Annotated in this window: 16 protein-coding genes; 10 read left to right on the plus strand and 6 right to left on the minus strand. The window is 64.8% G+C overall.

The annotated features are described in order from the left end of the window. Positions 1-79: 79 nt before the first annotated feature. Genes QQA02_RS03745 through QQA02_RS03760 form a run of 4 tightly spaced genes read right to left on the minus strand, consistent with a single transcriptional unit; the run spans position 80 to position 5,417 of the window. Positions 80-1,453 (minus strand): NAD-dependent succinate-semialdehyde dehydrogenase, encoded by a 1,374-nt coding sequence (locus QQA02_RS03745; RefSeq protein ID WP_284773814.1) that lies wholly within the window; start codon positions 1,451-1,453, stop codon positions 80-82. Positions 1,454-1,481: 28 nt separating this feature from the next. Beyond that, entirely contained in the window at positions 1,482-3,038 is a 1,557-nt protein-coding gene (locus QQA02_RS03750; protein ID WP_284773815.1) for an APC family permease, read from the minus strand. Between the two features lie 18 nt (positions 3,039-3,056). Then, a complete protein-coding gene (locus QQA02_RS03755; protein ID WP_284773816.1) occupies positions 3,057-3,935 on the minus strand; it encodes a universal stress protein in 879 nt (292 codons plus the stop codon). A 9-nt stretch (positions 3,936-3,944) separates the two neighbouring features. Further along, entirely contained in the window at positions 3,945-5,417 is a 1,473-nt protein-coding gene (locus QQA02_RS03760) for a flavin monoamine oxidase family protein (RefSeq protein ID WP_284773817.1), read from the minus strand. Between the two features lie 126 nt (positions 5,418-5,543). Here QQA02_RS03760 and QQA02_RS03765 point away from each other — a divergent pair, with 126 nt between their 5' ends. From QQA02_RS03765 to QQA02_RS03780, 4 genes are all read left to right on the plus strand, one after another. After that, the gene (locus tag QQA02_RS03765) at positions 5,544-6,239 is read left to right on the plus strand and encodes a TetR/AcrR family transcriptional regulator (protein WP_284773818.1); all 696 of its coding nucleotides are present in this window, start codon (positions 5,544-5,546) and stop codon (positions 6,237-6,239) included. A 111-nt stretch (positions 6,240-6,350) separates the two neighbouring features. Further along, on the plus strand, positions 6,351-6,671 hold the full coding sequence (locus QQA02_RS03770) for a nucleotide pyrophosphohydrolase (RefSeq protein WP_284773819.1): 321 nt from the start codon (positions 6,351-6,353) through the stop codon (positions 6,669-6,671). Further along, entirely contained in the window at positions 6,658-8,529 is a 1,872-nt protein-coding gene (locus tag QQA02_RS03775) for a DUF2075 domain-containing protein (protein WP_284773822.1), read from the plus strand. Before QQA02_RS03770 ends, QQA02_RS03775 begins: the two co-directional genes overlap by 14 nt. A gap of 167 nt (positions 8,530-8,696) precedes the next feature. After that, positions 8,697-10,805 carry an MMPL family transporter gene (locus tag QQA02_RS03780; RefSeq protein WP_284773824.1) on the plus strand — a complete coding sequence of 703 codons (2,109 nt, stop codon included), beginning with the start codon at positions 8,697-8,699 and terminating at the stop codon, positions 10,803-10,805. 128 nt (positions 10,806-10,933) lie between these two features. Here the strand turns inward: QQA02_RS03780 and QQA02_RS03785 are convergent, their stop codons facing one another. Both QQA02_RS03785 and QQA02_RS03790 read right to left on the minus strand, forming a co-directional pair. Continuing rightward, entirely contained in the window at positions 10,934-12,940 is a 2,007-nt protein-coding gene (locus QQA02_RS03785) for a hydantoinase B/oxoprolinase family protein (protein WP_423777754.1), read from the minus strand. Further along, a complete protein-coding gene (locus QQA02_RS03790; RefSeq protein WP_284773827.1) occupies positions 12,898-14,937 on the minus strand; it encodes a hydantoinase/oxoprolinase family protein in 2,040 nt (679 codons plus the stop codon). The genes QQA02_RS03785 and QQA02_RS03790 overlap by 43 nt, the downstream gene beginning before the upstream one ends. Positions 14,938-15,280: 343 nt before the next feature. Here QQA02_RS03790 and QQA02_RS03795 point away from each other — a divergent pair, with 343 nt between their 5' ends. The 6 genes from QQA02_RS03795 to QQA02_RS03820 all read left to right on the plus strand — a co-directional run bounded on the left by QQA02_RS03795 (position 15,281) and on the right by QQA02_RS03820 (position 21,325). Continuing rightward, positions 15,281-16,312 (plus strand): PucR family transcriptional regulator, encoded by a 1,032-nt coding sequence (locus QQA02_RS03795; protein WP_284773829.1) that lies wholly within the window; start codon positions 15,281-15,283, stop codon positions 16,310-16,312. A gap of 560 nt (positions 16,313-16,872) precedes the next feature. Then, positions 16,873-17,760: a transporter substrate-binding domain-containing protein gene (locus QQA02_RS03800; protein ID WP_284773830.1), complete on the plus strand. Its 888-nt coding sequence runs from the start codon at positions 16,873-16,875 to the stop codon at positions 17,758-17,760. Position 17,761: 1 nt separating this feature from the next. Next, positions 17,762-18,625: an amino acid ABC transporter permease gene (locus QQA02_RS03805; protein ID WP_284773833.1), complete on the plus strand. Its 864-nt coding sequence runs from the start codon at positions 17,762-17,764 to the stop codon at positions 18,623-18,625. Positions 18,626-18,640: 15 nt separating this feature from the next. Then, positions 18,641-19,450, plus strand: a complete 810-nt coding sequence (locus QQA02_RS03810; RefSeq protein WP_284773835.1) for an amino acid ABC transporter ATP-binding protein — start codon at positions 18,641-18,643, stop codon at positions 19,448-19,450. An 83-nt stretch (positions 19,451-19,533) separates the two neighbouring features. Then, the gene (locus QQA02_RS03815; protein ID WP_284863380.1) at positions 19,534-20,661 is read left to right on the plus strand and encodes an FAD-dependent oxidoreductase; all 1,128 of its coding nucleotides are present in this window, start codon (positions 19,534-19,536) and stop codon (positions 20,659-20,661) included. A 202-nt stretch (positions 20,662-20,863) separates the two neighbouring features. Continuing rightward, positions 20,864-21,325, plus strand: a complete 462-nt coding sequence (locus tag QQA02_RS03820; protein ID WP_336620409.1) for a hypothetical protein — start codon at positions 20,864-20,866, stop codon at positions 21,323-21,325. Positions 21,326-21,352 lie beyond the last annotated feature (27 nt).

Here is a 21,352-nt window from a genome sequence, read left to right on the forward strand (position 1 = left end):
GTCGAAAAGGCGCTCCCCGTCGCGGGGAGCGCCTTTTTGCTTGCCGACGCCCGCGCCGGGCGGCGCGGGCGGGTACCGGCTACTTGGCCACGTAGTACATCTGCTTGTTGACGAACTCGTCCATGCCCAGCGGACCCAGCTCGCGGCCGTAGCCGGAGCGCTTCACACCGCCGAAGGGCAGCTCGGCGCCCTCACCGGCAGGGGTGTTGACGTTGGCCATGCCGACCTCGAGGCGGGCGGCGACGCGGCGGGCGCGCTCCTCGTCGGAGGCGAAGACAGCGCCGCCGAGGCCGTACTGGGAGTCGTTGGCCAGCTCCACGGCCTCCTCGTCGGAGGAGACGCGGTAGACCTCGGCGACGGGGCCGAAGAACTCCTGGTAGTAGGAGTCCGAGCCGCGGGGGATGTCGGTGATCACGGCGGGCGAGACGTAGGCGCCGGTCTCGGAGAGCTCGCCGCCCACGCGCAGGTTCGCGCCCTCGGCCACGGCGGCCCGGAGCTGCTCGTTGAGGTCCTCGGCCGCCTGGCGGGAGGACAGCGGGCAGTAGGAGTTCTCGTCGACCTGGTCGAAGGTCGTCGGGCGCATCCCGGAGGCCAGCGAGACCAGCTCGGAGACGAAGTCCTCGTAGATGTCGTCCATGACGATGATGCGCTTGTTGGAGTTGCAGGCCTGGCCGGTGTTGACCATGCGGGTCTGCCAGGCGAGCTTCGCGGCCGCGGCGATGTCATCGGTGTCGAGCACGATGTAGGGGTCGGTGCCGCCCAGCTCGAGGACGACCTTCTTGAGGTTGCGGCCGGCCTGCTCGGCGACGGCGGCGCCGGCGCGCTCGGAGCCGGTCAGGGACACGCCCTGGATCTTCGGGCTCTCGATGATCGTCGAGACCTGGTCGTGGGAGGCGAAGACGTTGTTGTAGACGCCCTCGGGAAGACCTGCCTCGGCGCACAGCTCGGCGATGGCCTCGGCGGAGCCGGGGCAGATTTCGGCGTGCTTGAGGATGATCGTGTTGCCCAGCATCAGGTTGGGCGCGATGAATCGGGCGACCTGGTAGTAGGGGAAGTTCCACGGCATGATGCCGAGCAGCGCACCGATCGGCAGGCGGCGGATGACGGCCTCGCCGTCCGGGGTGGGGATCGACTGGTCGGCGGCGAAGTCCGCACCGTTGTCCGCGTAGTAGTCGATGATCTCGGCGGAGAACTGGATCTCCTCGATCAGCTCCTCGTAGGGCTTGCCCATCTCGGTCGCGGAGAGGGTGGACAGCTTCTCCTCGTTGTCGCGCAGGGCCTGGGCGAGGCGGTGCAGGGCTGCGCCGCGCTCGTCGAAGGACTTGGCGGCCCAGTCCGCGTAGGCGCCGGCGGCGTTGTCGATCGCGCGGGTGATTTCCTCGTCGGTCGCGGTTGGGTAGGTCTTGACGGTCTCGCCGGTGGCGGGGTTCTGGATGCGGTATTCGGTGGACATGAGGTTTCTCCTTGTCAGTTAGTGTCGGTCAGTCGAGAAGGGGGGTCTGTTCGTCGGTGGTGGATTCGTTGCGCGGCAGGGTCTCGCCGCGGAAGAAGGCGGGGTGCGCGATCCGGGTGAAGAGCATCGCCGCCACCCCGAGCAGCAGGATGCCCATGCCGAGGACGAACACGGCGCCGACGCCGAAGATCGAGGTGCCGGATCCGTAGGCCGGGTCGAGGGAGTCGATCGCGGTGACGGCGAACATCAACAGCAGGAAGCCGCCGCCGAGTCCGGGGAAGATCAGCCGGAAGACGACGCTGCGGACGCTGGTGAACAGTTCGCGGCGGAAGTACCAGATGCAGGCGACCGCGGTGATGCCGTAGTAGAAGCAGATCATCAGCCCGAGGGCGGTGATCGTGTCCCACAGGGCGTTCTCCGAGACCAGGCGGGTGGCGATGTAGAAGACGCCGGCGGCGATCGCGGAGGAGACAGTGGCGGTCGACGGACTGAGGTAGCGCGGCGAGATCTTCGCGAAGGCCGGGGGCAGCGCCCGGTAGTGGCCCATGGCCAGCAGGGTGCGCGCCGGGCCGACCATGGTCGACTGCAGCGACGCGAAGGAGCTGGCCAGCACCGCGAAGTAGATCAGGATGGCCAGGGGCCCGAGAACCGGGTAGGACAGGGCCGCGAAGATGGACTCCTGGTTGTCCGGGTTCCCGGCGCCGAGCCCGGTGTCGCCGGTTCCGGCCCACACCACGATCGCCACCGCGGTGAGGACGTAGACGGCGATGATGACCAGGACGGTCACGGTGGCCGCCCGACCCGGGGTGTGCTCGGGGTCCTTGGTCTCCTCGTTCATCGTCAGGGTGACGTCCCAGCCCCAGAACATGAAGATCGACAGCGAGATGCCTGCGGCGATCATGGTGAAGCTGCCGATCTCCAGCGGGTTGAACCACTCGAGCTCGAACGCGGTGAAGTTGAAGCCCCCGCCGTTGTAGGCCTGGCGCAGGGCGACGACGTCGAAGACGAGCAGGGCGGCCAGCTGCAGCGCGACGAGCACGTACTGCAGCTTCTGGGTGGAGTCGAGTCCCCGGTAGGAGATCCAGCACGCGATCGCCAGGAAGACGACCGTGGTGGGGATGTTGATGAACAGGTTGCGGGTCCAGTCCGCGATCTCGGGGTGCCCCGTCAGCTGTGCGATGAGCAGGTAGAAGAAGTCCACCGCGACGGCTGCGAGGTTCGAGATGACCAGGATGGTGGCGGTGATCAGTCCCCAGCCGCCCATCCAGCCGACGTAGGGCCCGAAGGCCTTCGTCGCCCAGGTGAAGCTCGTCCCCGAGTCCGGCACGGCGTTGTTGAGTTCCCGGTAGGCGAAGGCCACGAGCAGCATCGGGATGAACCCGAGCAGCAGGATGGCCGGGACGTGGCGTCCCACCTCCGAGATGGTGGGCCCGAGGCCCGAGGTCAGGGTGTACGTCGGGGCGATGCAGCTGATGCCGATGACGACGGCACCGATCAGGCCGACCTTGCCGGTGGACAGGCCCTTGGACGAGGTCGTCGGGCCGCTGGTCCGAGCGGTCTCGGGTGTTGCGGGTGCGGTGCTCATGGGGGTGAGGTCACCTCCTTACTCGTGCGCTCCGGTGGTGTATCCGTTGGGAACGGCGATGGCGGGCGCCGGGGTGTGGCGCAGGATCTGGGTTGCGGTCGAGCCGAGGAAGAGCCGGCCCTCTGGGGCGAGGCGGGCGGAGCCCATGTAGACGACGTCGCCGGCTGACCAGTCGAGCCGGCCCACGGCGCTCTCCACGTTCGGGGCCTCGATCACCTCGGCCGTGGCTCGGCCGGTGAAGATGAGCTCGGCGGCGCGCCGGGCGGGCCGGTCGCCTGCGGTGGTGCGCAGGGCGGCCACGGCGTCGGTTCCGGTGCTCTTCTCGCCGGTGATGGCCAGGGAGACGAAGCGGACGGGCACGCCGAGGTCGGTGCTATGGCGCAGCCCCACCTCGACGATGTCGGTGGCGCCGGGCTTGGGACCGAACATGACGGTGATCCGCTCCACCGGACCCGGGTGGTTGTAGCCCTTCGGCGCGAGCGCGACGGGTACCGGGCTGGCGTGCAGCAGCGAGTTGACCACGCTGCCGAGCGTCAACCGCTTGAACATGCCGCCGCCCTGCGAGCCGACGACGATCGTCTGTGCGTTGAGCTCGCCGGCCTTGTCGATCAGCGCGGTGGCTACCGAGCCGCCGACGACGATGTGGCCGGTGACCTCGATGTCTGCGGGCACCTCGGCCGCCGCCTCGGCGAGCCAGCGGCCCATCTGCTCCTCGACCAGGCCGGAATAGCCGTGGTCGTGCGGGTAGATGCCCGGGGCGACCTCACCCTCGGTGGCGACCATGACGATGTCGATCGCCGCTCCGCTGTTCTTGGCCAGGGTTGTGGCCAGTCGCAGGGCGTCGATGCCGCCGCCGGTGGCGATGTAGGCCACCATGATCCGCGGGGGGTTCGTCATGGCTGGTCCTCAGTTGGCGCCGTTGCGGGCGATGATGTCGAGGGCGACGGCCTCTCCCACGCGCACGGCGCCGTCGACGTGCTGGTAGCCCTCGCCGGCGATGTCCGAGCAGGCGTAGTGGATAGGCCCGGTCGGCTCGTTCTGCAGGTGGCCCCAGCGCGAGAGCCCGCCGAGGTCATAGCTGGTGGCGTAGGCGCCGCGGGTCCACTCCTCGGCGGCCATGTCGGAGAGGTAGAAGGCGATCGGCTCACGGGTCTTCGGCCCGAGGTAGTCGGCGATGGCGTCGAGGATGGCGGCCTTGCGCTCCTCGGCCGGCAGGGCCCACATCTTCTCGGCGTAGACGTCGGAGACGAAGCCGACGAGGGTGCCGTAGGTGTCTTCGCCGCGCTCGGCACCGAAGTAGTTGGTGTTGTCGTAGACCTCCTGGACGAGGCGGCCACCGCCGAAGCCGGTGCCGGAGAGCCCCTCCTCGCGCCAGAACGGGGTCTCGTAGACGGCGTGCACCTTGATCACCAGGCCCATGGAGATGTGCTGGTGCGCGATGTGCTGCTCGCGGGGCAGCGGGGGAGTGAAGCTGATGCGCGAGTAGAGGTTCGGCGGCACCGCCAGCACGACGTTGCGGGCGTGGAACTCGAGCTCGTCGGTGCGGACGGTCACGGAGCCGGCCTCACCGTTGTCGGCCACGCCGTTGCGCACGTCGGGGGCGATGTTGTTGACCGGGTCGCCGGTGGTCTCGTCCGGGGTGGTCCACTCGATGTGGCGGACGGGCTGGGAGAGGTAGACGTCTTCGCCCAGCTTCTCGGCCAGGGTCAGGGAGACGGACTGCATGCCGCCGACGACGCGGCGGTCGAGGATGAAGTCCTCGTCGACGAGGTTGCTGAAGGAGCCGGCGGAGGCGGCCATGAGCAGCGCCTGCAGCGCGGAGAACGTGTAGGAGGGCTTGGTCAGCATGCCGGAGGCGATGTAGATCGAGATGTTGTCGATCGCCTCGGGGTCGTCGGAGAGCTCCTCGAGCCAGGAGCGGAAGGAGACGGCGTCGAGCTCGGCGGCGCGCGGGTGCTCCCAGGGCTTGGCGGGGTCGATCTCGGCGGCGAGCTCGTCGAGGATCCCGGTGAGCTTGTCCATCTCAGCGATGGTCTTCTCGGAGGCCGGGAACGTGGTGCCCTCGTACTCGTGGCGGGTGCCGTCGGGGGAGACGTAGATGGACTTGCCCTCGCGGTAGCGGGGGAAGGTCTCCAGGCCGAGCTCCTCGACGAGCGCGGTCAGGCGGGTCTGGTCGGGGGAGATCCACTGTCCGCCGAGCTCGATGAAGTGGTCGTTGCCCTCGGCGTCGCGGGCCAGGCCGTTCCAGGTGCGGCCGCCGACGCGGTCGCGGGCCTCGACGACAGCCACCGAAAGACCCTTGTTGCGCAGGGTGTATGCAGCGGTCAAGCCGGCGGGACCGGCACCTACAATGACAACGTCGCGTTCAATTGCGGTCACGTTTCCTCCTTGCGTCTGCCCGATGGTTGAGGGCGTTCGGTTGATCAAGACGGGCAAAATGAATAGTCATCATTTTGCGTTGCAGGTCACAGTACACGACCGCGTGTGACATGGAAAGGGTTATTTGTGTCTAACGGACAGCGCGCTCGCGGCCGCCCGACGAAAGCGGTGGTGACGCGGGAGAAAATTGCCGACGCCGCGTTACGCGTCGTGGTTGCGAAGGGTTACGCCGCTTTGAGCATGGCGGCCGTCGCCCGTGACCTGGGCGTGGCGCCGAGTGCGCTCTACAACCACGTCGCCGGCAAACAGGAGCTGCTCTATATGCTCGAGGACGCGGTCATGGCGCAGGTTGACGTGACTGCGCTGACGGATTGCCTGGCGGGATCGCTCAGCCCGCGGGAGGCGGTCACGGAGTGGGCTATCTCCTATCGCGACGTGCTGGCCAGACACACGCCGTTGATCGGGACGGTGGCCGTGATGTCGATCTTCGGTACCCGGGAGACCGCGGTCATGTACGAGAACGTCGTGCGGGTGCTGCGCCTGGCCGGGGTCGCCGATGAACAGGTGATGGCCGTCATCGTGGCGGTGGAGTCCTTCGTCTTTGGGTCCGCCTTCGATGCCGAGGCTCCGGCGGACATCTTCGATGTGCCGGAGGGCGCTCCGGAAGGGGACAACGAGACGCAGGACGAGCGCGTCGAGACCGAGGCGCTGCGCTCCGTTCTGGCGCACCGACCGGCTGGCGGGGAGAACACCAACCCGTACGCTGACCTGCCGTTCCGGCTTGGTCTGCAGGTCCTGGTCGAGGGGCTCATCCCGGGCTAGTCGAAGATGGAAGAACGCTGAGGTAGCGGATAGTCCTTCCCTCCAGCTTGATCGACGTCAGCGGTGGATTTGCCCAGCTTCGAGTACCAAATGCGTTGATAGGATGGCGCCGTGACTGATGACCGTGTTCTTACCGCACTCCGGGAATTCGCGGCGGAGCGGAATTGGGGCCAGTTCCACAGCCCAGAGAATCTCGCGAAGTCGATCTCCATAGAGGCGGGAGAGCTTCTCGAGTGTTTTCAGTGGGGCGACAGTGGCGATGCAGAGGCGGTTCGGTTGGAGCTCGCCGATGTTCTGACGTACTGCTTTTTCCTGGCGGATCGTCTCGGGGAGGACCCCGGCGAGCTCATCCTGAAGAAGCTCGAGATCACCCGGGCGAAGTATCCCGTCGACAAGGCCTACGGAAAGTCCACGAAGTATGACCGTCTCTGATCAGTTGTCGCCAGTTGGGCGCACCATGGTGCAACGGCTCAAGTACAAGGAAGAATCCTTGGTTGAGTGGGAGAACAAGGTCGCGGCTGGCTCAGAAGAAGACGCCATGTACCTTCTCGAGTTTCCGACCGTGTATGTCATCGCAGACGGGAGCGGGAAGAAAAAGCAGTACACCGTATATGTCGGAGAGACCAACGACATCGTCCGGCGGACCGAGCAGCACTTCCGGGGAGACCGGATCAGCAGGAGTGACTTCAACGATCTTTACCTGGCTGAGGGCTCTGAGATGTATGTCGTGGCCAATGAGCGATTCAACAAGTCTCTGACACTGGACATCGAGAACCGGTTGATGCAGTACGTCACGGCGGTCGATCGCGTCGTCACGGTGAATAACCGCCGGACGAATCCCCAGGGCAGGTACTACACTGAGGAGTACCTCGACAGTACTTTCAACGCGATCTGGGAGAGGCTGAACGCGTACGATCCACTGCTGTTCCCGCCGGCCAAGAAAGTTCGGGATTCTGCGATATTCAAGGCGTCGCCCTTCCATAGGTTGACCGATGAGCAGGAGAATGCTCGACAGGAGATTCTCCAGGCCGTGGAGAAACAGCAGCATGCGGAACACCCGTCAAAGCTGATCGTGGTTTCGGGTGAGGCAGGCTCGGGGAAGACTGTCCTCATCAGCAGTCTCTTCCTGGACCTCCTGACCGGTGAGGGGGATCCAAGCGTCGATCCCGAATTCGAGAACATGGACGCTTATCTGGTCGTCAATCACAACCAGCAACTTGCCGTCTATCAGGACATCGCGAAGAAGCTCGGCATTCTCCAAACAGGGAATGAGAAGAGCGGTCCCGAGCGAGTGGTGAAGCCGTCGAGGTTCATCAACCTGGTCGATCCTTCGGATCCCGTCGATCTTGTGCTGGTCGATGAGGCGCATCTGCTGCTCACTCAGGGAGACCAGGGATACAGCGGAAAGAATCAGATGCGTGACATCCTTGCGCGGGCACGCATGGTCGTGGCGGTCTATGACCATAAACAGATCCTGGAGACGTCGCAGTACTGGGAGCCTGATCTGTTCGACGAAGTTTTCGGCCAATGCGACGTGCACATTGAGTTGAAGAACCAGATGCGCATGGACGCTGCGGCAGCGACGGTCAACTGGATCAGAGCGCTGGTGGATGACCGGTCAATCAGGCCGTTCCCGGTTCCGGCGGGATCCAAAGATTCGCATGGATTTGAGCTGAGGATTTTTGACGACCCCGTAGCCATGTACGAGAAGATTAAAGAGATCAATAAGCGGCTTGCTGTCGAAGCTAACCGTACCCATGAAAAGGATCCCGAAAGCCCGGTGGAGTCAGGGCTGTCGAGGTTGCTTGCTACGTTTGATTGGCCGTTCTCACAAAAGCCTCCGGAGAACGAACCCAGGATGTGGATGGTAGACGTCGGGAAACTGTCTCTACCGTGGAATCTCCAGATGAAAGAAAAGAAGAAAAAATACGAGGGGAGCTCCTGGGCGGAGCAGTCCTTCACGATCAACGAAGTCGGTTCTACTTTTACCGTCCAGGGGCTTGATCTCAACTATGCCGCGGTGATTTTGGGCCCTTCGATCAAATACCGGGACGGGCGGGTGATCATTGATCCTTCGGCGAGTGCCCACTCCAAAGCAACGCAGCAGCGCACTCTGCGAGACAAGTCCAAGCGGAGGTTGGGTGATGAGCTCATCGCCAATGAACTGAACGTCCTGCTCACCCGAGGTGTCCACGGACTCTTCATCTATGCGGTTGACGAGCAGCTGCAGGAGGCGCTCCTTCGGGCTCAATCCGACTCAACGAAGACGGCGACCGTGCCGCTCGAGTGATCGGCGTGGCTGGAATATTTACCCCTGCACTCAGGGGGCTCGTTCGCTGCCCTGCCTTTGGCTCCTCGGTTTTAAGCCAGGAATTACTCAGGGTCAAGAGCTTCGCGACATGGCGTCGTTAAGCATCCGAAGTAGGGATATTCAGCGGAACACGTAGTGTCGATGTTGTGGCTTCCACACGTATGAAGGCCTTCCGCTGGCTCGCGGTGTTGCTCATCGCCCTCGGCGTCGGGGCAATGGCCATCGGCGCGGCCGACAAACCCAACTCACCGACCGCCACCCTCCCGGACGGGTTCGACTCCACCCGGATCGCCGAACTGCAGCAGCAGGCCTCGGAGGATGAGGCAGGCTCGGACGATGAGACCAACTCCCAGGCCGCCGTCGTGCTGTTCAACACCGAGGACGGGGCCATCCTGCAGCCCGACGCCCTCGCCGCCTTGCAGACCCGCGCCGAGGAGCTCGGCGGACCGCTCATCCCCTCCGAGGACGCCACCGCCGCCATCGTGCCCGTCGAGGTGGCCTCCGAGGGGCTGACCGAGAACGCCGACGCCGTTACCGAGCTACGCGACGACGCGGCCGCCGACCTGCCCGACGGCGTCACCTCCCAGGTCACCGGCCCGGCCGCCGTCGAGGCCGACCTCTCCGGCGTCTTCTCCGGCGCCAACGTCCTGCTGCTCTCCGTCACCGGCGCCATCGTGGCGGTGCTACTCATCGTCACCTACCGCTCGCCGGTGCTCTGGCTCTTGCCCCTGATCGTCATCGGCATCGCCGACCGCGTGGCCGCCACCGTGTTCACCTGGGTGCTCTCCGCTACCGGCACCGTGTGGAACGAGTCCACCGCCGGCATCCTCTCCGTGCTCGTCTTCGGCGCCGGCACCAATTACGCGCTGCTGCTGATCTCCCGCTACCGCGAGGAGCTCGCCGCCACTGACGACCGGTTCGCCGCCATGGCACGGGCCTGGGCCCCGACGCTGCGCACCGTGACCGCCTCGGCTTCGACCGTCGTGCTCGGCGTGGTCTGCCTGCTCGCCAGCGTCGTGCCCACCACCCGCGGGCTCGGTCTTTCGGCGATGATCGGCATCGTCGTCGCCTTTATCTTCGCCATGTTCGTGCTGCCCGGCGTGCTCGTGACCTTCGGCCGCTGGGTCTTCTGGCCGCGCATCCCGAAGGTCGGCGACGAGCCCGAGCACAAGCTGTGGGACCGCGTCGCCGGCTTCGTGGAGAAGAAGCCCGTCGCCGTCACCGCGACCTCGCTGATCGTCATCGGCGCCGCCTGCACCGGTGCCCTCGGCATCACCACGGGGCTCGTTCAGTCCGACCAGTTCCTCGACACGCCTGAGTCCATCACCGCCGCCGAGAACCTCGAGGAGGCCTTCCCCGAGCAGGACGCCACCCCGGCGCAGGTCGCGACCCGCGATGCGGCCGCCGCAACCACCGCGCTCGAGGACGCCGGTGCCACCGTGCGCGAGCAGGGCGCCGCCGACGACTACGCCATGCTCAGTGTCTCCAACCTCGACACCACCGCCGCCCGCGAGGCGCTCTCCGGGGTGGGCGCGGAGTCCCTCGTCGGCGGCCAGGACGCCCAGCTTGTCGACGCCGAGGAGGCCGCCGCGCGCGACCGCACCGTCGTCTTCCCGCTGATCCTCGGCCTGATCTTCATTGCCCTGGTGTTCCTGCTGCGCAGGTTCCTCGCGGCACTGATCATGACCGCCACCGTGCTGCTGACCAACATCGCCGCACTCGGCCTGGGCTGGTGGGCCTCCACCGGGATCTTCGGCTTCGACCGCTTCGACTCGACCACCCCGCTCTACGCGTTCGTCTTCCTGGTCGCCCTCGGCATCGACTACTCGATCTTCCTGGTCGCCCGCGCCAAGGAAGAGGCCGCCCAGCTCGCGTCAGCTAAGCCCGACGGTTCGGTTGGGGAGGTCGGCGCCGGTGCTGCCGGTGCCTCGAAGGCCGCCGCCGGCGGCTCGGTCGCCGTCGGCATCGCCGCCCCGGGCGAGGCCACGCGCCGCGGCGTGCTGCGCGCGCTGTCCGCCACCGGTGGCGTGATCACCTCCGCCGGCATCCTGCTGGCCTCCGTCTTCGCCGCCCTCGGCGTGCTGCCACTGGTGGTGCTCGCCCAGATCGGCATCGTCATCTTCCTCGGCGTCCTGCTGGACACTCTCGTGGTGCGCACGCTGCTCATCCCGGCGGTGGTGCAGCTGCTCGGCGAGAAGTTCTGGTGGCCGGCCAAGCCCTTCACCAAGGTTCAGAAGGAGCCGACCGCCGCGTAGCCGCCAGACCGCGCCGCGCGTGAGCGTGGTACTTCCCGTCGCGGCGGCGCAGCCGTCGCGCCCCACCGACCGCAAGAAACGACGCCCCGGGTGGCCCCCGGGGCGTCGTCAACTGCAGCGGGAGGCAATCACCAGGCGCTCGCCGAGCGACGCTGCATCGTCTCCCGGTAATGCTCGGTGGTCTTCGGCAGCAGCTCGCCGGAGCCCCACTCGAGGATCACGCCGTGCCGGCGGACCACGTCGTAGACGTCGAGCTCGCCCTCGCGGTAACCGCGGGCGACCTCCTCGGGATCCGCGTTGAGCCACTCCGCACGCGCCGCACGGAACTCCTCGCGGCGGGCGGTGGTGGCGGCCTCGTCGATCTCGTACTCGTCGAGCTCCGCGTCGATCTCGTGGATGACCACGCCGTAGTCGCGCCCGGCGCGGCGGATGCTCACATAGCCGTCGATGACGTCCTCCAGCACCGCCTCCGGATCGCGCTCCAGCGCGTCGCCGTAGCCGCCGCCACCGGCCGAGGGGCGGGTGAAGGTGTCGCCCGGGCGGATCTTCACGTCCGAGAACGTCGCGCCCAGGTAGCGCTCCTCGTCACTGCCCTTGTTCAGCCACACCCCGTGCGGCACCGACGGCAGCCCGCCCTCGATGCCCCAGGTCACCGAGCGGCCGCGGTCGCAGCAGTAGCTCATCACGGCCTTCAGCGCGTCTGTGAGCGTGCCGCCCTTCTCCACGCCGCAGCCGCCGCGGAACTTACCCGGCCCGCCGGAGTCCGCCTTGATCTCATGGCCCGTGGTCAGCACCGGGTTCAGGCGCTCCTGGCCCTCGACCGACTGCACCGCCAGGCCCGTGCCGAACACCGGCGCCGTCGCCGAGGAACCGTCCTTGGTCGAGCGGCCACCCCAGCCGCCGGCCATCCAGTCGTACCACATGAAGTACCGTTGCTCCTCGGTGCGCGCATCATGCCCGCCGACCAGCAGATACTCCAGGTTGAACGCGCACGCCATGGCCCGTTCCGGCATGATCTGGCTCCACAGCTCGAAGACGGCGTTCATCACCTTCTCGTACGGGCCCGAGCAGAACCCCGACACGGCGTACGGCCAGCCGGCGTTGACCACCGAGCCCTCCCCGCCGAGCTCCGCGGTCACCGCGGCGTAGAAGCCGGAGTTGAGCGGCACCTCCGGGAAGAAGGTCTTGGTGCCCGCGTAGATCGCCGAGTGCGTCGCGCCGTAACCGGAGTTGAGGAACGTCGAGACCGCCGGCGCCGACTCCGAGAGGTCGTAGTGGATGCCCTCACCGTCGAGGGTGAGCTTGACCTTGATGGGCACCAGGCCCTCGCCGAAGGCCGGGTCGGAGTCGATGTAGTCCACCGTCTCCCACTCCCCGTGCGGCAGGTCCGCCAGGCTGCCGAGCACCGTGCGGCGCACGTAGTCCTGCGTCTCACGCATCGCGGTGACCACGGTGTCCTTGGAGTACTTGTCCACCAGGCGCAGCACCTCGCGCTCGCACACCGCCGTCGCCTCGGTCTGCGCGTTGAGGTCACCGAAGGCCTGCTCGGGCGCGCGGGTGTTGGACACCAGCAACTGCGCGACGTCGTGAAGCAGCCGGCCCTCGCTGCGCACGCGCACCGGGGTGATGCGCAGGCCCTCGGAGAAGTGCTCCCGGGCGTTGACGTCGAAGGAACCCGGCACGTTGCCGCCGATGTCCGCCCAGTGGCCCTTGTTCTGGGCGAAGCCGATGATCTCGTCCCCGACGAAGATCGGGCGGATGAAGCTGACGTCGTTGATGTGGGTGCCGCCGTGGTACGGGTCGTTGACGCAGAAGACGTCGCCCGGGTGGATGTCGTCGGCGAACTCCTCGAGCACCGCCTTGCACTGGAAGTGCAGCGTGCCGACGTGCACGGCGATGTCGCCGGAGCCCTGCATGACCGTGTTGCCCTCGGCGTCGCACAGGGCCGAGGAGAAGTCGCGCGAGTAGATCACGAAGGAGTAGCAGGTGCGCAGGATCTGCTCGCTCATCAGGTCCACGCTGGTGGCGAAGGCGTTCTTGAGCACCTCGAAGGTGACCGGGTGCAGGCTGGTGGGCGAATCGGTTGTGGTGGTCACTGGTCGTCTCCCGTCAGGTGGATGCGGATGTTGAGCCATTCGTCGATTTCGGCGCGGGTCTCCGGCGGCACGACCGTGGTCGAGTCCAGCTGGTTGATGATCGCCGGCCCGGCGATCTCCATGCCCGGGCCCAGCGCGTCGCGGTTGTAGACCGGGGTCTCGTGCCAGTCGCGGCGGAAGTGCACCTTGTGCGTGGCCGTCGGCTCCGGGGTCTTCTCCCCGGCGTCCGGGGTCGGGGTGAACGCCGGCTTCGGCGTCTTGCCCACGGCCTTGAGGTGCAGCTGGTAGATCTCCACCGGGGTCTCGTCGTTGCGGAAGGAGAACTGGCGCTCGTGCTCCTCGTGGAAGCGGGTGACCACCGCGTCCAGGGCGTCCGGGCCGGAGCCGATCGGGACCTGCAGGGAGCGCCACTGCCCGGCGTAGCGCATCGAGATGCCGCGGCGCAGCTCCCGGTCCTCCTCGGCCACGCCCTCGTGGCGCAGCCGCTCGGTGGCCTCGTCCTCCAGGGCGGCGAACTCGTGCTCCAGGTGGTCGCGGTCCGCGTCGTCGGTGGAGGTGGTGTACATGGTGGCCAGGTCGTGCTGGACGTCGACGAGCAGGCAGCCCATCGCCGAGGTCACGCCCGGGTTCGGCGGCACCACCACGGTCGGGATGCCCAGCTCGCGGGCCACCTCCGCGCCGTGCAGCGCGCCGGCGCCGCCGAAGGCGATCAGCGCGAAGTCACGCGGGTCCAGGCCGCGGCGGATGGAGACCAGGCGCACCGCGTCGGCCATGTTCGCGTTGGCGACCTTGAGGATCGACTCCGCGGCCTCCGCCGTCTCCAGGTCGAGCGGGCCGGCGATCGTCTCGTTGACGGCCTGCTCCGCCAGTTCCGCGTTCAGGCTCATCGCGCCGCCCGCGAGCTGCGTGCCCAGGCGGCCGAGCACCAGGTTCGCGTCGGTGTTCGTCGGCTCCGTGCCGCCCTGGTCGTAGCAGGCGGGGCCCGGGTCCGCGCCCGCGGACTGCGGGCCGTTGCGCAGGGAGCCTGCGATATCGATGTGCGCCAGCGAGCCGCCGCCGGCGCCGATGGTCAGCACCTCGATGCTGGGGAAGACGATCGGGTGGCCGTACTCGACCTCCCACTCCTTGGTCACGCGCAGCTCGCCGTCGGCGACGATCGAGATGTCCGTCGAGGTGCCGCCCATGTCCAGGCCGACGGCGTTGCGGTAGCCGCACTGCTCGGCGATGTGCTGGGCGGCGATCGCCCCGGCCGCGATGCCCGAGGCCGCCAGGCGGACCGGGAAGCGCTTAACCATCGTCGGCGTCATTGACCCGCCGCCGGAGTGCAGCAGGAGCAGGTCGCCGTCGTAGCCGCCGTCCTTGAGCTTGCCGTCCAGGCGCTCGACGTACCCGGCGACCAGGGGTCCGAGCACCGCGTTGGAGACGGTGGTGTTGAAGCGCTCGTGCTCGAAGATCTCCGGCAGGATCTCCGCCGAGGTCGACACCGTCGCCTCCGGCAGCTCCTCCTCGAGGATCTCGCGCATGCGCACCTCGTTGTCGCCGTTGGCGTAGGAGTTGATGAAGCACACGGCCACGGTGCCCACGCCGCGCTTGCGCAGGAGGCGGGCCAGGTCACGGGCCTCGTCCTCGTCGAGCGGCTCGACGACGCGGCCGGCGGAGTCGACGCGCTCGGTGACCTCGAAGCGGTCGCGGCGGCGCAGGTAGGGCCCGGAGACGTCCTTGTAGGCGTCCCACAGCTCGTCCTTGGTGCCGTCGCGGATCTCGAGGACGTCCCGGAAGCCCTTCGTGGTGACCATCGCGGTCTTGGGGAAGCGGCGTGTGATCAGGGCGTTGGTGGCCACGGTGGTGCCGTGGGAGAACAACTCGACGTTGCTGAGGTCGATCTCGCCGCGCTCGACGCCGGCGATGACGGCCCGCATCGGGTCGTCGGGGGTGGACGGGACCTTGGTGACTCGCATGGACTTCTCGGTGTCGTCGAAGATGCAGACGTCGGTGAAGGTTCCGCCGACGTCGACCGCGACTCTGAGCTCTGACATGGTTTCCTCCTCTATATGAGTTGTGCCATATCTGGCGTTCGGTGTGTCCGCGACGACCATGAAAAAACTATGATTCTTCCCAACCGGATTTGTGGAAACCACAAGACCCGGGCGCGGGCAGGCCGCGCGGAAGGAAACGGCCGAGCGAGGGGAGATCCATGACGGACCCGAAGGAGGAGCTCGCCGTCATGCGCGCGGTCCTGCGCGCCGGGACCGGCCTGGAACCGCTGACCGGCCTGGTCGAGGCCCTCGCGCAGGCCGTCGACGGCGCGGCACTCGTCTTCGGCGACGGCGCGCAGCTGCTCGGCTCCTCGGGCGGGGCGCCGGTGGCGCTCGTGCGCGAGTGGCTGGCCACGGCGAGATCGGGCGCTGGTTCACCGCCGCCCGCGAGGTCCGCGTCGGCGCGCACGCTTACCAGTTCGTCCTCGCCGCCTTCGACGCCGGGCGGGTGCGTGCCGTGGCCCCGCCGGCCTTCGAGGCGGTCGAGGCAGTGCTCGGCTCCTACGGGGCCGTCGACGAGTTCTCGCGCACCCAGCGCAGCATCGGCTCCGCGGAACTGCTGCGCGACCTGCGCCTCGGCGTCAGCCCGGCCGGCGAGCACCGCGCCTGGCGCCGCATGGCAGAGTTCGGCTTCACCCCGTACGCCCCGCTGCGGCTGGCCGTGTGCACCGACGCGGCCGGGGACAGGCTGGCGCCCGAGGCGGTGGCGGCGCTTGCCGACGCCGCGGGGGTCGCCGAATTGCCGATGCTCGCCCTCGAGGCGAGCGGCGAGGGCGAGACCGAACTGCTGCTGGCGCTGCCCGCGGAGAGCGCGCGCGGCGGGCTCGCCGCCGCGCTGGCGGGGTCGGGGGAGCGGGAAGAGCCGGGGGAGCGGGAGGCCGAGGGCGCGGCGGACGTGGCAGCGACCCCGTCGGTGATCGCAGGGCTCTCGGCCGCATTCGACCAGCTCACGCGCGTGCCGGAGGCGGTGCGCACGGCGCGCACGGCCGCGGAGGTCGCGCGCCGCCGGGTGCCGGGTCGCGCCGAGGAAGGGCAGGCGGGCGCACCCGCGGTGATCGCGGCCGAGGACCTCACCCCGGCGGAGTGGCTGCTCGCGGCCAACCGCGCGCGGGCCGGCCAGGAGGCGCTCACCGGGTTCGTGGCACCCCTGAGTGAGCACCCCGAACTGCGCGAGACCCTCATCGTCTACCTACGCTCCCGGCTGACGGTCTCCAGCACGGCCGCGCAGCTGCTGGTCCACGAGAACACGGTGCGCTACCGGCTGCGGCGCATCGAGGAGCTGCTGGGGGAGTCGCTCTCGGATCCGTTGACCCTGACCAACCTGTGCCTGTCGCTGTATCCGGAGGTCTCACGGCAACGCCATACCGACCTGTAACGGAAGCCAACCGTGCAAGGGGAAAGGAGGCAATTCTGAGGTGCAATGGGAGAGCGACTACACCCCTGGGCATCTACTTCTAAGAAGGCTCGGCAAAACCCGGGCCTGTGCGAAGAAGGTACCCGAAGCGAAGACGGGTACGACGCCCGACGCTATCGACAATCGCATGTTCCGCAGGATTTGAATCCACGCGCGAACAACGACCGTGGAGTCGAGAGCGCAAGGAAGCGTGCAGCTCCGCCAGCAAAAACGGCAGCAGTGCTCATGGCCGTGATGTAGGTGATGTTCCTGGAGCAACCCGGGTACACACCAATAGAGGAACGAAAAACCGAAGAAGACTGGGTACTGCACCGCGGGGTTCGGGGGAAGCCCTGAAGACTGCAGATTGATACATAAAAAGTACCAACAAACACCGAGCCTAGAAAAATGCACAAAACAACATTTGCCCTTGATACTATCCGGCATCAAGCCAGGACCGTATCGATTTGTAGAGGCATCACCGAATCAGATCCAGCTAAGCAAGATCTTCCGCCCGAGCGACAAGATGGCCAGGAGGAAAAATGAAGCACCGTGGCCTAAAAACGATTGCATGCACTGGGCTTCTGCTCGTCAGTGCATGTTCCCCGGTAAAGACTGAGACTACCGGGACAGACGGAAATCATGATATTCCGCTGCCTAACCCCGACCCAGAAGTTACTGCTCTAGTACCTGAAGACGTTGCAAGCGATGGGGTACTAACTGTTATAACCGCGGACGGAATGGCGCCCCTAAACATACCGGATGCGGCAACAGGGAAGATAGAGGGGTTCAACCCTGATCTAGCCACCCATGTAGCAGCTCTAATGGGGCTCGAAACGGATATTCACGCGTCTCCTTTCGACCAAATTATACCGGGGTTACAGGCTGGACGGTACGAAGTCACCTTTTCCAACATGGCGATTTCGGATGAGCGCCGAGAAGTACTGGACTTCGTCCACTACTACCAATCGTCCACTTCCCTTGGCGTACTTGAAGGGCGCGAAAATGAAGTAACGCCCGAGACGCTATGTGGTCGCAAAGTAGGCGCATCGGCAGGTTCATACCAAATGACGACGGTACTTCCTGAAGAAGCTGAAAAATGTGAACAAATAGGCGCTCCTGAGCTTGAAACAGCGGCATTCCCTGACCAGCAAAAAGCATTGCTAGCTTTGCTCAGCCAGAGGGTGGACGCTACGGCAGTAGATGCACCAGTACTCTCCTATGCCGCGTCCCAAGAAACGCGATTAGTGGAAAATGGAAAGCTCACCCAAGGTTCAACACTGGGGATAGGGGTGACGAAAGGATCTGACCTTTCGAAAGCTATAGAAATGGCCATGAAGAAACTGATGGAAAACGGAGGTTATGACCGGTTGCTTGAAAAATATTCGATGCAAGACCAGCGGATTGAATCCACGGAGATTGAAGGTTGACATGGCTACTATTGCGGAAAACGTCAAACAAACCCCCGCCCGGGTGCTACCAGCCCGCGACACGCGTGCAAAAATCGGCGGATACATAGCTATATCAATCGTGGTTGTTGCCACTGTAGTGATCGCGCTTAACCCGAACTTCAGATGGCCTACGGTAGCCGAATTTCTATTTGACCCCAACATCCTTATTGGGATTGTAAATACTGTACTTTTGACAATAGCGGCAACGGTCTGCGGTACGGTTATCGGGGCGCTTCTGGCGTTGATGAAATTGTCGAAATCGAAACAATTATACATAATCGCAGAGGGCTACATATGGATTTTCCGAGGTGTGCCGCTGCTTGTGCAACTTCTGCTTTGGTTCAACTTGGCTGCGCTTTTTCCGGCTACTGGCGTGGAAGTGCCAGGTTTGGATATTTCCCTGGAGTTCAACGCGAATCAAATAATATCTCCATTTATGGCAGCGTTTCTGGCGTTCTCGCTGCACGAGGGTGCCTACATGGCTGAGATTATACGTTCAGGAATATCGAGCATCGATAGCGGACAGTGGGAGGCTGCTGGAGCACTTGCCATGAACTCTCGGCAACGGATGTCTCGGATCATCCTGCCCCAAGCGCTCAGGGTCATCGTTCCGCCGACCGGAAATCAGGTCATCACGATGTTGAAAACCACGTCTCTCGTCAGTGTAATTGCTCTTAATGACCTGCTTTACTCGGCGCAGATAATATATTCGAACAACTATCAGGTGATTCCGCTTCTGCTGGTTGCTTCCATTTGGTATTTGGTCATGGTTACAATACTTACCGCAGTTCAAATCCGGCTTGAACGACGCTTGAGTCGAGGACGCTACGTCTCGAATAAATAGTAGGGGTTGAGGTAAATGCATGCACGTCGACAGCAAGAAAATAAACATGACCAGATTGCGCATGCGATCACGGTCGACCGTGTCTCAAAGAGTTTTGGTGAGAGGCGGGTTCTGGATGAAATTTCATTCGTTCAAAACGAAGGAGAAGTGGTTTGCCTGTTGGGTGCTTCCGGGTCTGGGAAGTCCACTTTGCTCAGATGTATCAATCGGCTGGAAGTAATTGATTCTGGGCGGATCGAGGTATTTGGCGATCTACTTGGTTATGAGCCTGAAGGCGTTGGATCGATACGTATTAGTGGGGACGGAAAGCTCGCAATTGATCGTCAATCGGTTGGCATGGTATTTCAAAAATTTAATTTGTTTCCACATAAGACGGCTCTTGAAAACGTGATGGAAGCGCCTGTTTGCGTTTTGAAAAAGCGCAAAGAGGATGCCCGTAAAGACGCCATCGCAGAGTTGAAGAAAGTCGGACTTGAAGACTTTGCCGGGCACTATCCGGATCAGCTCTCGGGTGGGCAGCAGCAGCGTGTGGCGATTGCCCGAGCGATGGCGATGGGGCCTCGGCTTATGCTTTTGGATGAGCCGACTTCTGCGCTAGACCCCGAGTTGGTCGGCGAAGTCCTCGCGGTCATCCGGCAACTCGCAGAGGAAGGTATGACGATGCTGATCGTCACGCACCAAATCGAGTTCGCGCGTGAGGTTGCGGATACCGTCATCTACTTGGATGGCGGGAAGATAGCCGAACAGGGGCCTGCAGACCAGGTTATTGACAACGCGAAGTCCGATAGGGCTCGCCGATTCTTCGCTGCCGCTAGGCAATCGTGAAGCTTCTATTTGACGCTTGTTGGGATGTCGTTCTTTGGCTTTGAGTTTCGTTGTCGGAAAAGTGTGAGTTGATTGGTGGGAATATGGTTTGTTCCGCTCGCGTTGCAGTTGTAGGTCTTGGGTCAGTTGGGTCGTTCGCGCTCCGCTCGCTGGCAGGTCGGTGCGCCCGTGTCGTTGGTTTTGAAATGGCAGGCGTCGGTGGTGATAGATCGGCGGTTGGAGGAGATACTCGGCTTTTTCGAAGGGTCTACCGGGAAGGTCAGCATTTCCACGATCTAATCGAGGAGTCCTATGAGATATGGCGTGACCCCAACCTAACCTCGCCAGAGGTGTTCGTGGAGTGTGGCGCGCTTTCGATCGTTCCCGTTGAGGGGCGATCCCTAAGGACGCTTTCTGACTATGCCGAAAAATTCGGACTGGACTATGAAATCTTGGGCCGTGCGGAAATGGCTCGCCGGTTTCCGCAGCATGTCTTAAGGGATGGAGAGGTTGGTTTTTTCGACCCTTCGGGAGGCTTTCTCCGCACGGACCTAGCCGTCAACGACGCTGTAGAGGATGCCTGCAGGAATGGCGCAGAAGTAGTTAACGATCCCGTCTCTGGGGTGTCGACCAGGGGTGAAGCTGTCGCGTTGTCAGTTGGCGATCGCGTAGAAATGTTCGATCGTGTCATCGTTTCAGCTGGGGCTTGGGGCGCCTCGCTCCTCCCGAAGCTAGCTGGCTTTTCTTCTCCACGTCGGGTGCTGATGACTTGGTTCCAGGCACGGAGTCACGGTTTCTCCCCGGCGGCGTTTCCGGTGTTCTCTCGGACGATTGGGGGTTTGAATGTTTACGGTGCTCCTGCCCTGGACGGGCGGCACGTTAAAATTTCGGGCCTGGTTCCGCATAAGGAGGTGGACTTCGCCCCGGGAGGGCTAGATTTTGACTCTTCAGCGAGTGTCGAGGAGCTACGGGAGGCCGGGACGATAGTGGGGTCGGCCATGAGGGGGGTGAGCAAATATCCCGTCCGTGCGACCGGTTACCCGGATCTCTATACGTCCGATCGTGATTTCTTGTTCGATTGGGTGGATTCCTCAAGGTCGGTGTTGGTGGTCGGGGGTCTGTCCGGCAAAGGCTTCAAAATGTCGTGCGGCTTGGGGAAGCGTGCTGCTCGAACCGTCTTGGAGGAAGACGTGCTTGACGATTCATTCTCGCTGTCGCGGTTCGCGGTTTAGCTTGCGGGAGTTTCTTGGGCTGGGCGCTGGTTGGGCTCTGTGGTGATCGGTGCTCAGTCTCGGGGTTCTTGCTGGGCAATGGCTCGTCGCCACGGTTCTCTGCTCGGTTTGTACGGGTTGTGCTGATCTTGTTAGGTACTTGCCTGTGGTCTCCGTTGGCGTTCGGAGTCGTAGCGTTTGGTGAAGCGCTCTGGTCACCGCCGTGATCGACCGGCACCCCGAACTGATCCGCCGGGGCGTGTGGGTCGACTCCGGCCCCGTCATGCCGGGCAGCGTCTACGCCCCCGATCTGCCCGGGTCCGTCACGGAGGTGCCGTTGCCGGCCTTCGACGTGCTCGGTGCGCAGGCCAGCCTCGAGGGGCTGAGCGCCGCGCACCTCGACCGCTTCCGGGAACGGGCGGTGCCCGAGCCGGCGGGAGTGATGCGTGCCGCCGTCGAGCTGGGCAACGAGGCCCGCGCACACGTGCCGACCACGATGGTGTGCTGCTCGATGTCCGCGCGACAGGTCCGGGAGATGGCGCAGGCGGGGCACCCGATGTTCGCCGAGGTCGCGAAGCTCGGCGACGTCGAGTTCATCGACCTGCCCACAGGACACTGGCCGATGTGGAGCCGTCCCGGTGAGTTGGCCGGGCTGATCGCCCGCGCCGCCCTGCGGCGCGCATGACCGCACGTGGCCGCGCATGACCGCACA

The sequence above is a fragment of the Corynebacterium sp. MSK006 genome (assembly GCF_030232385.1).
GTDB lineage: Bacteria > Actinomycetota > Actinomycetes > Mycobacteriales > Mycobacteriaceae > Corynebacterium > Corynebacterium frankenforstense_A.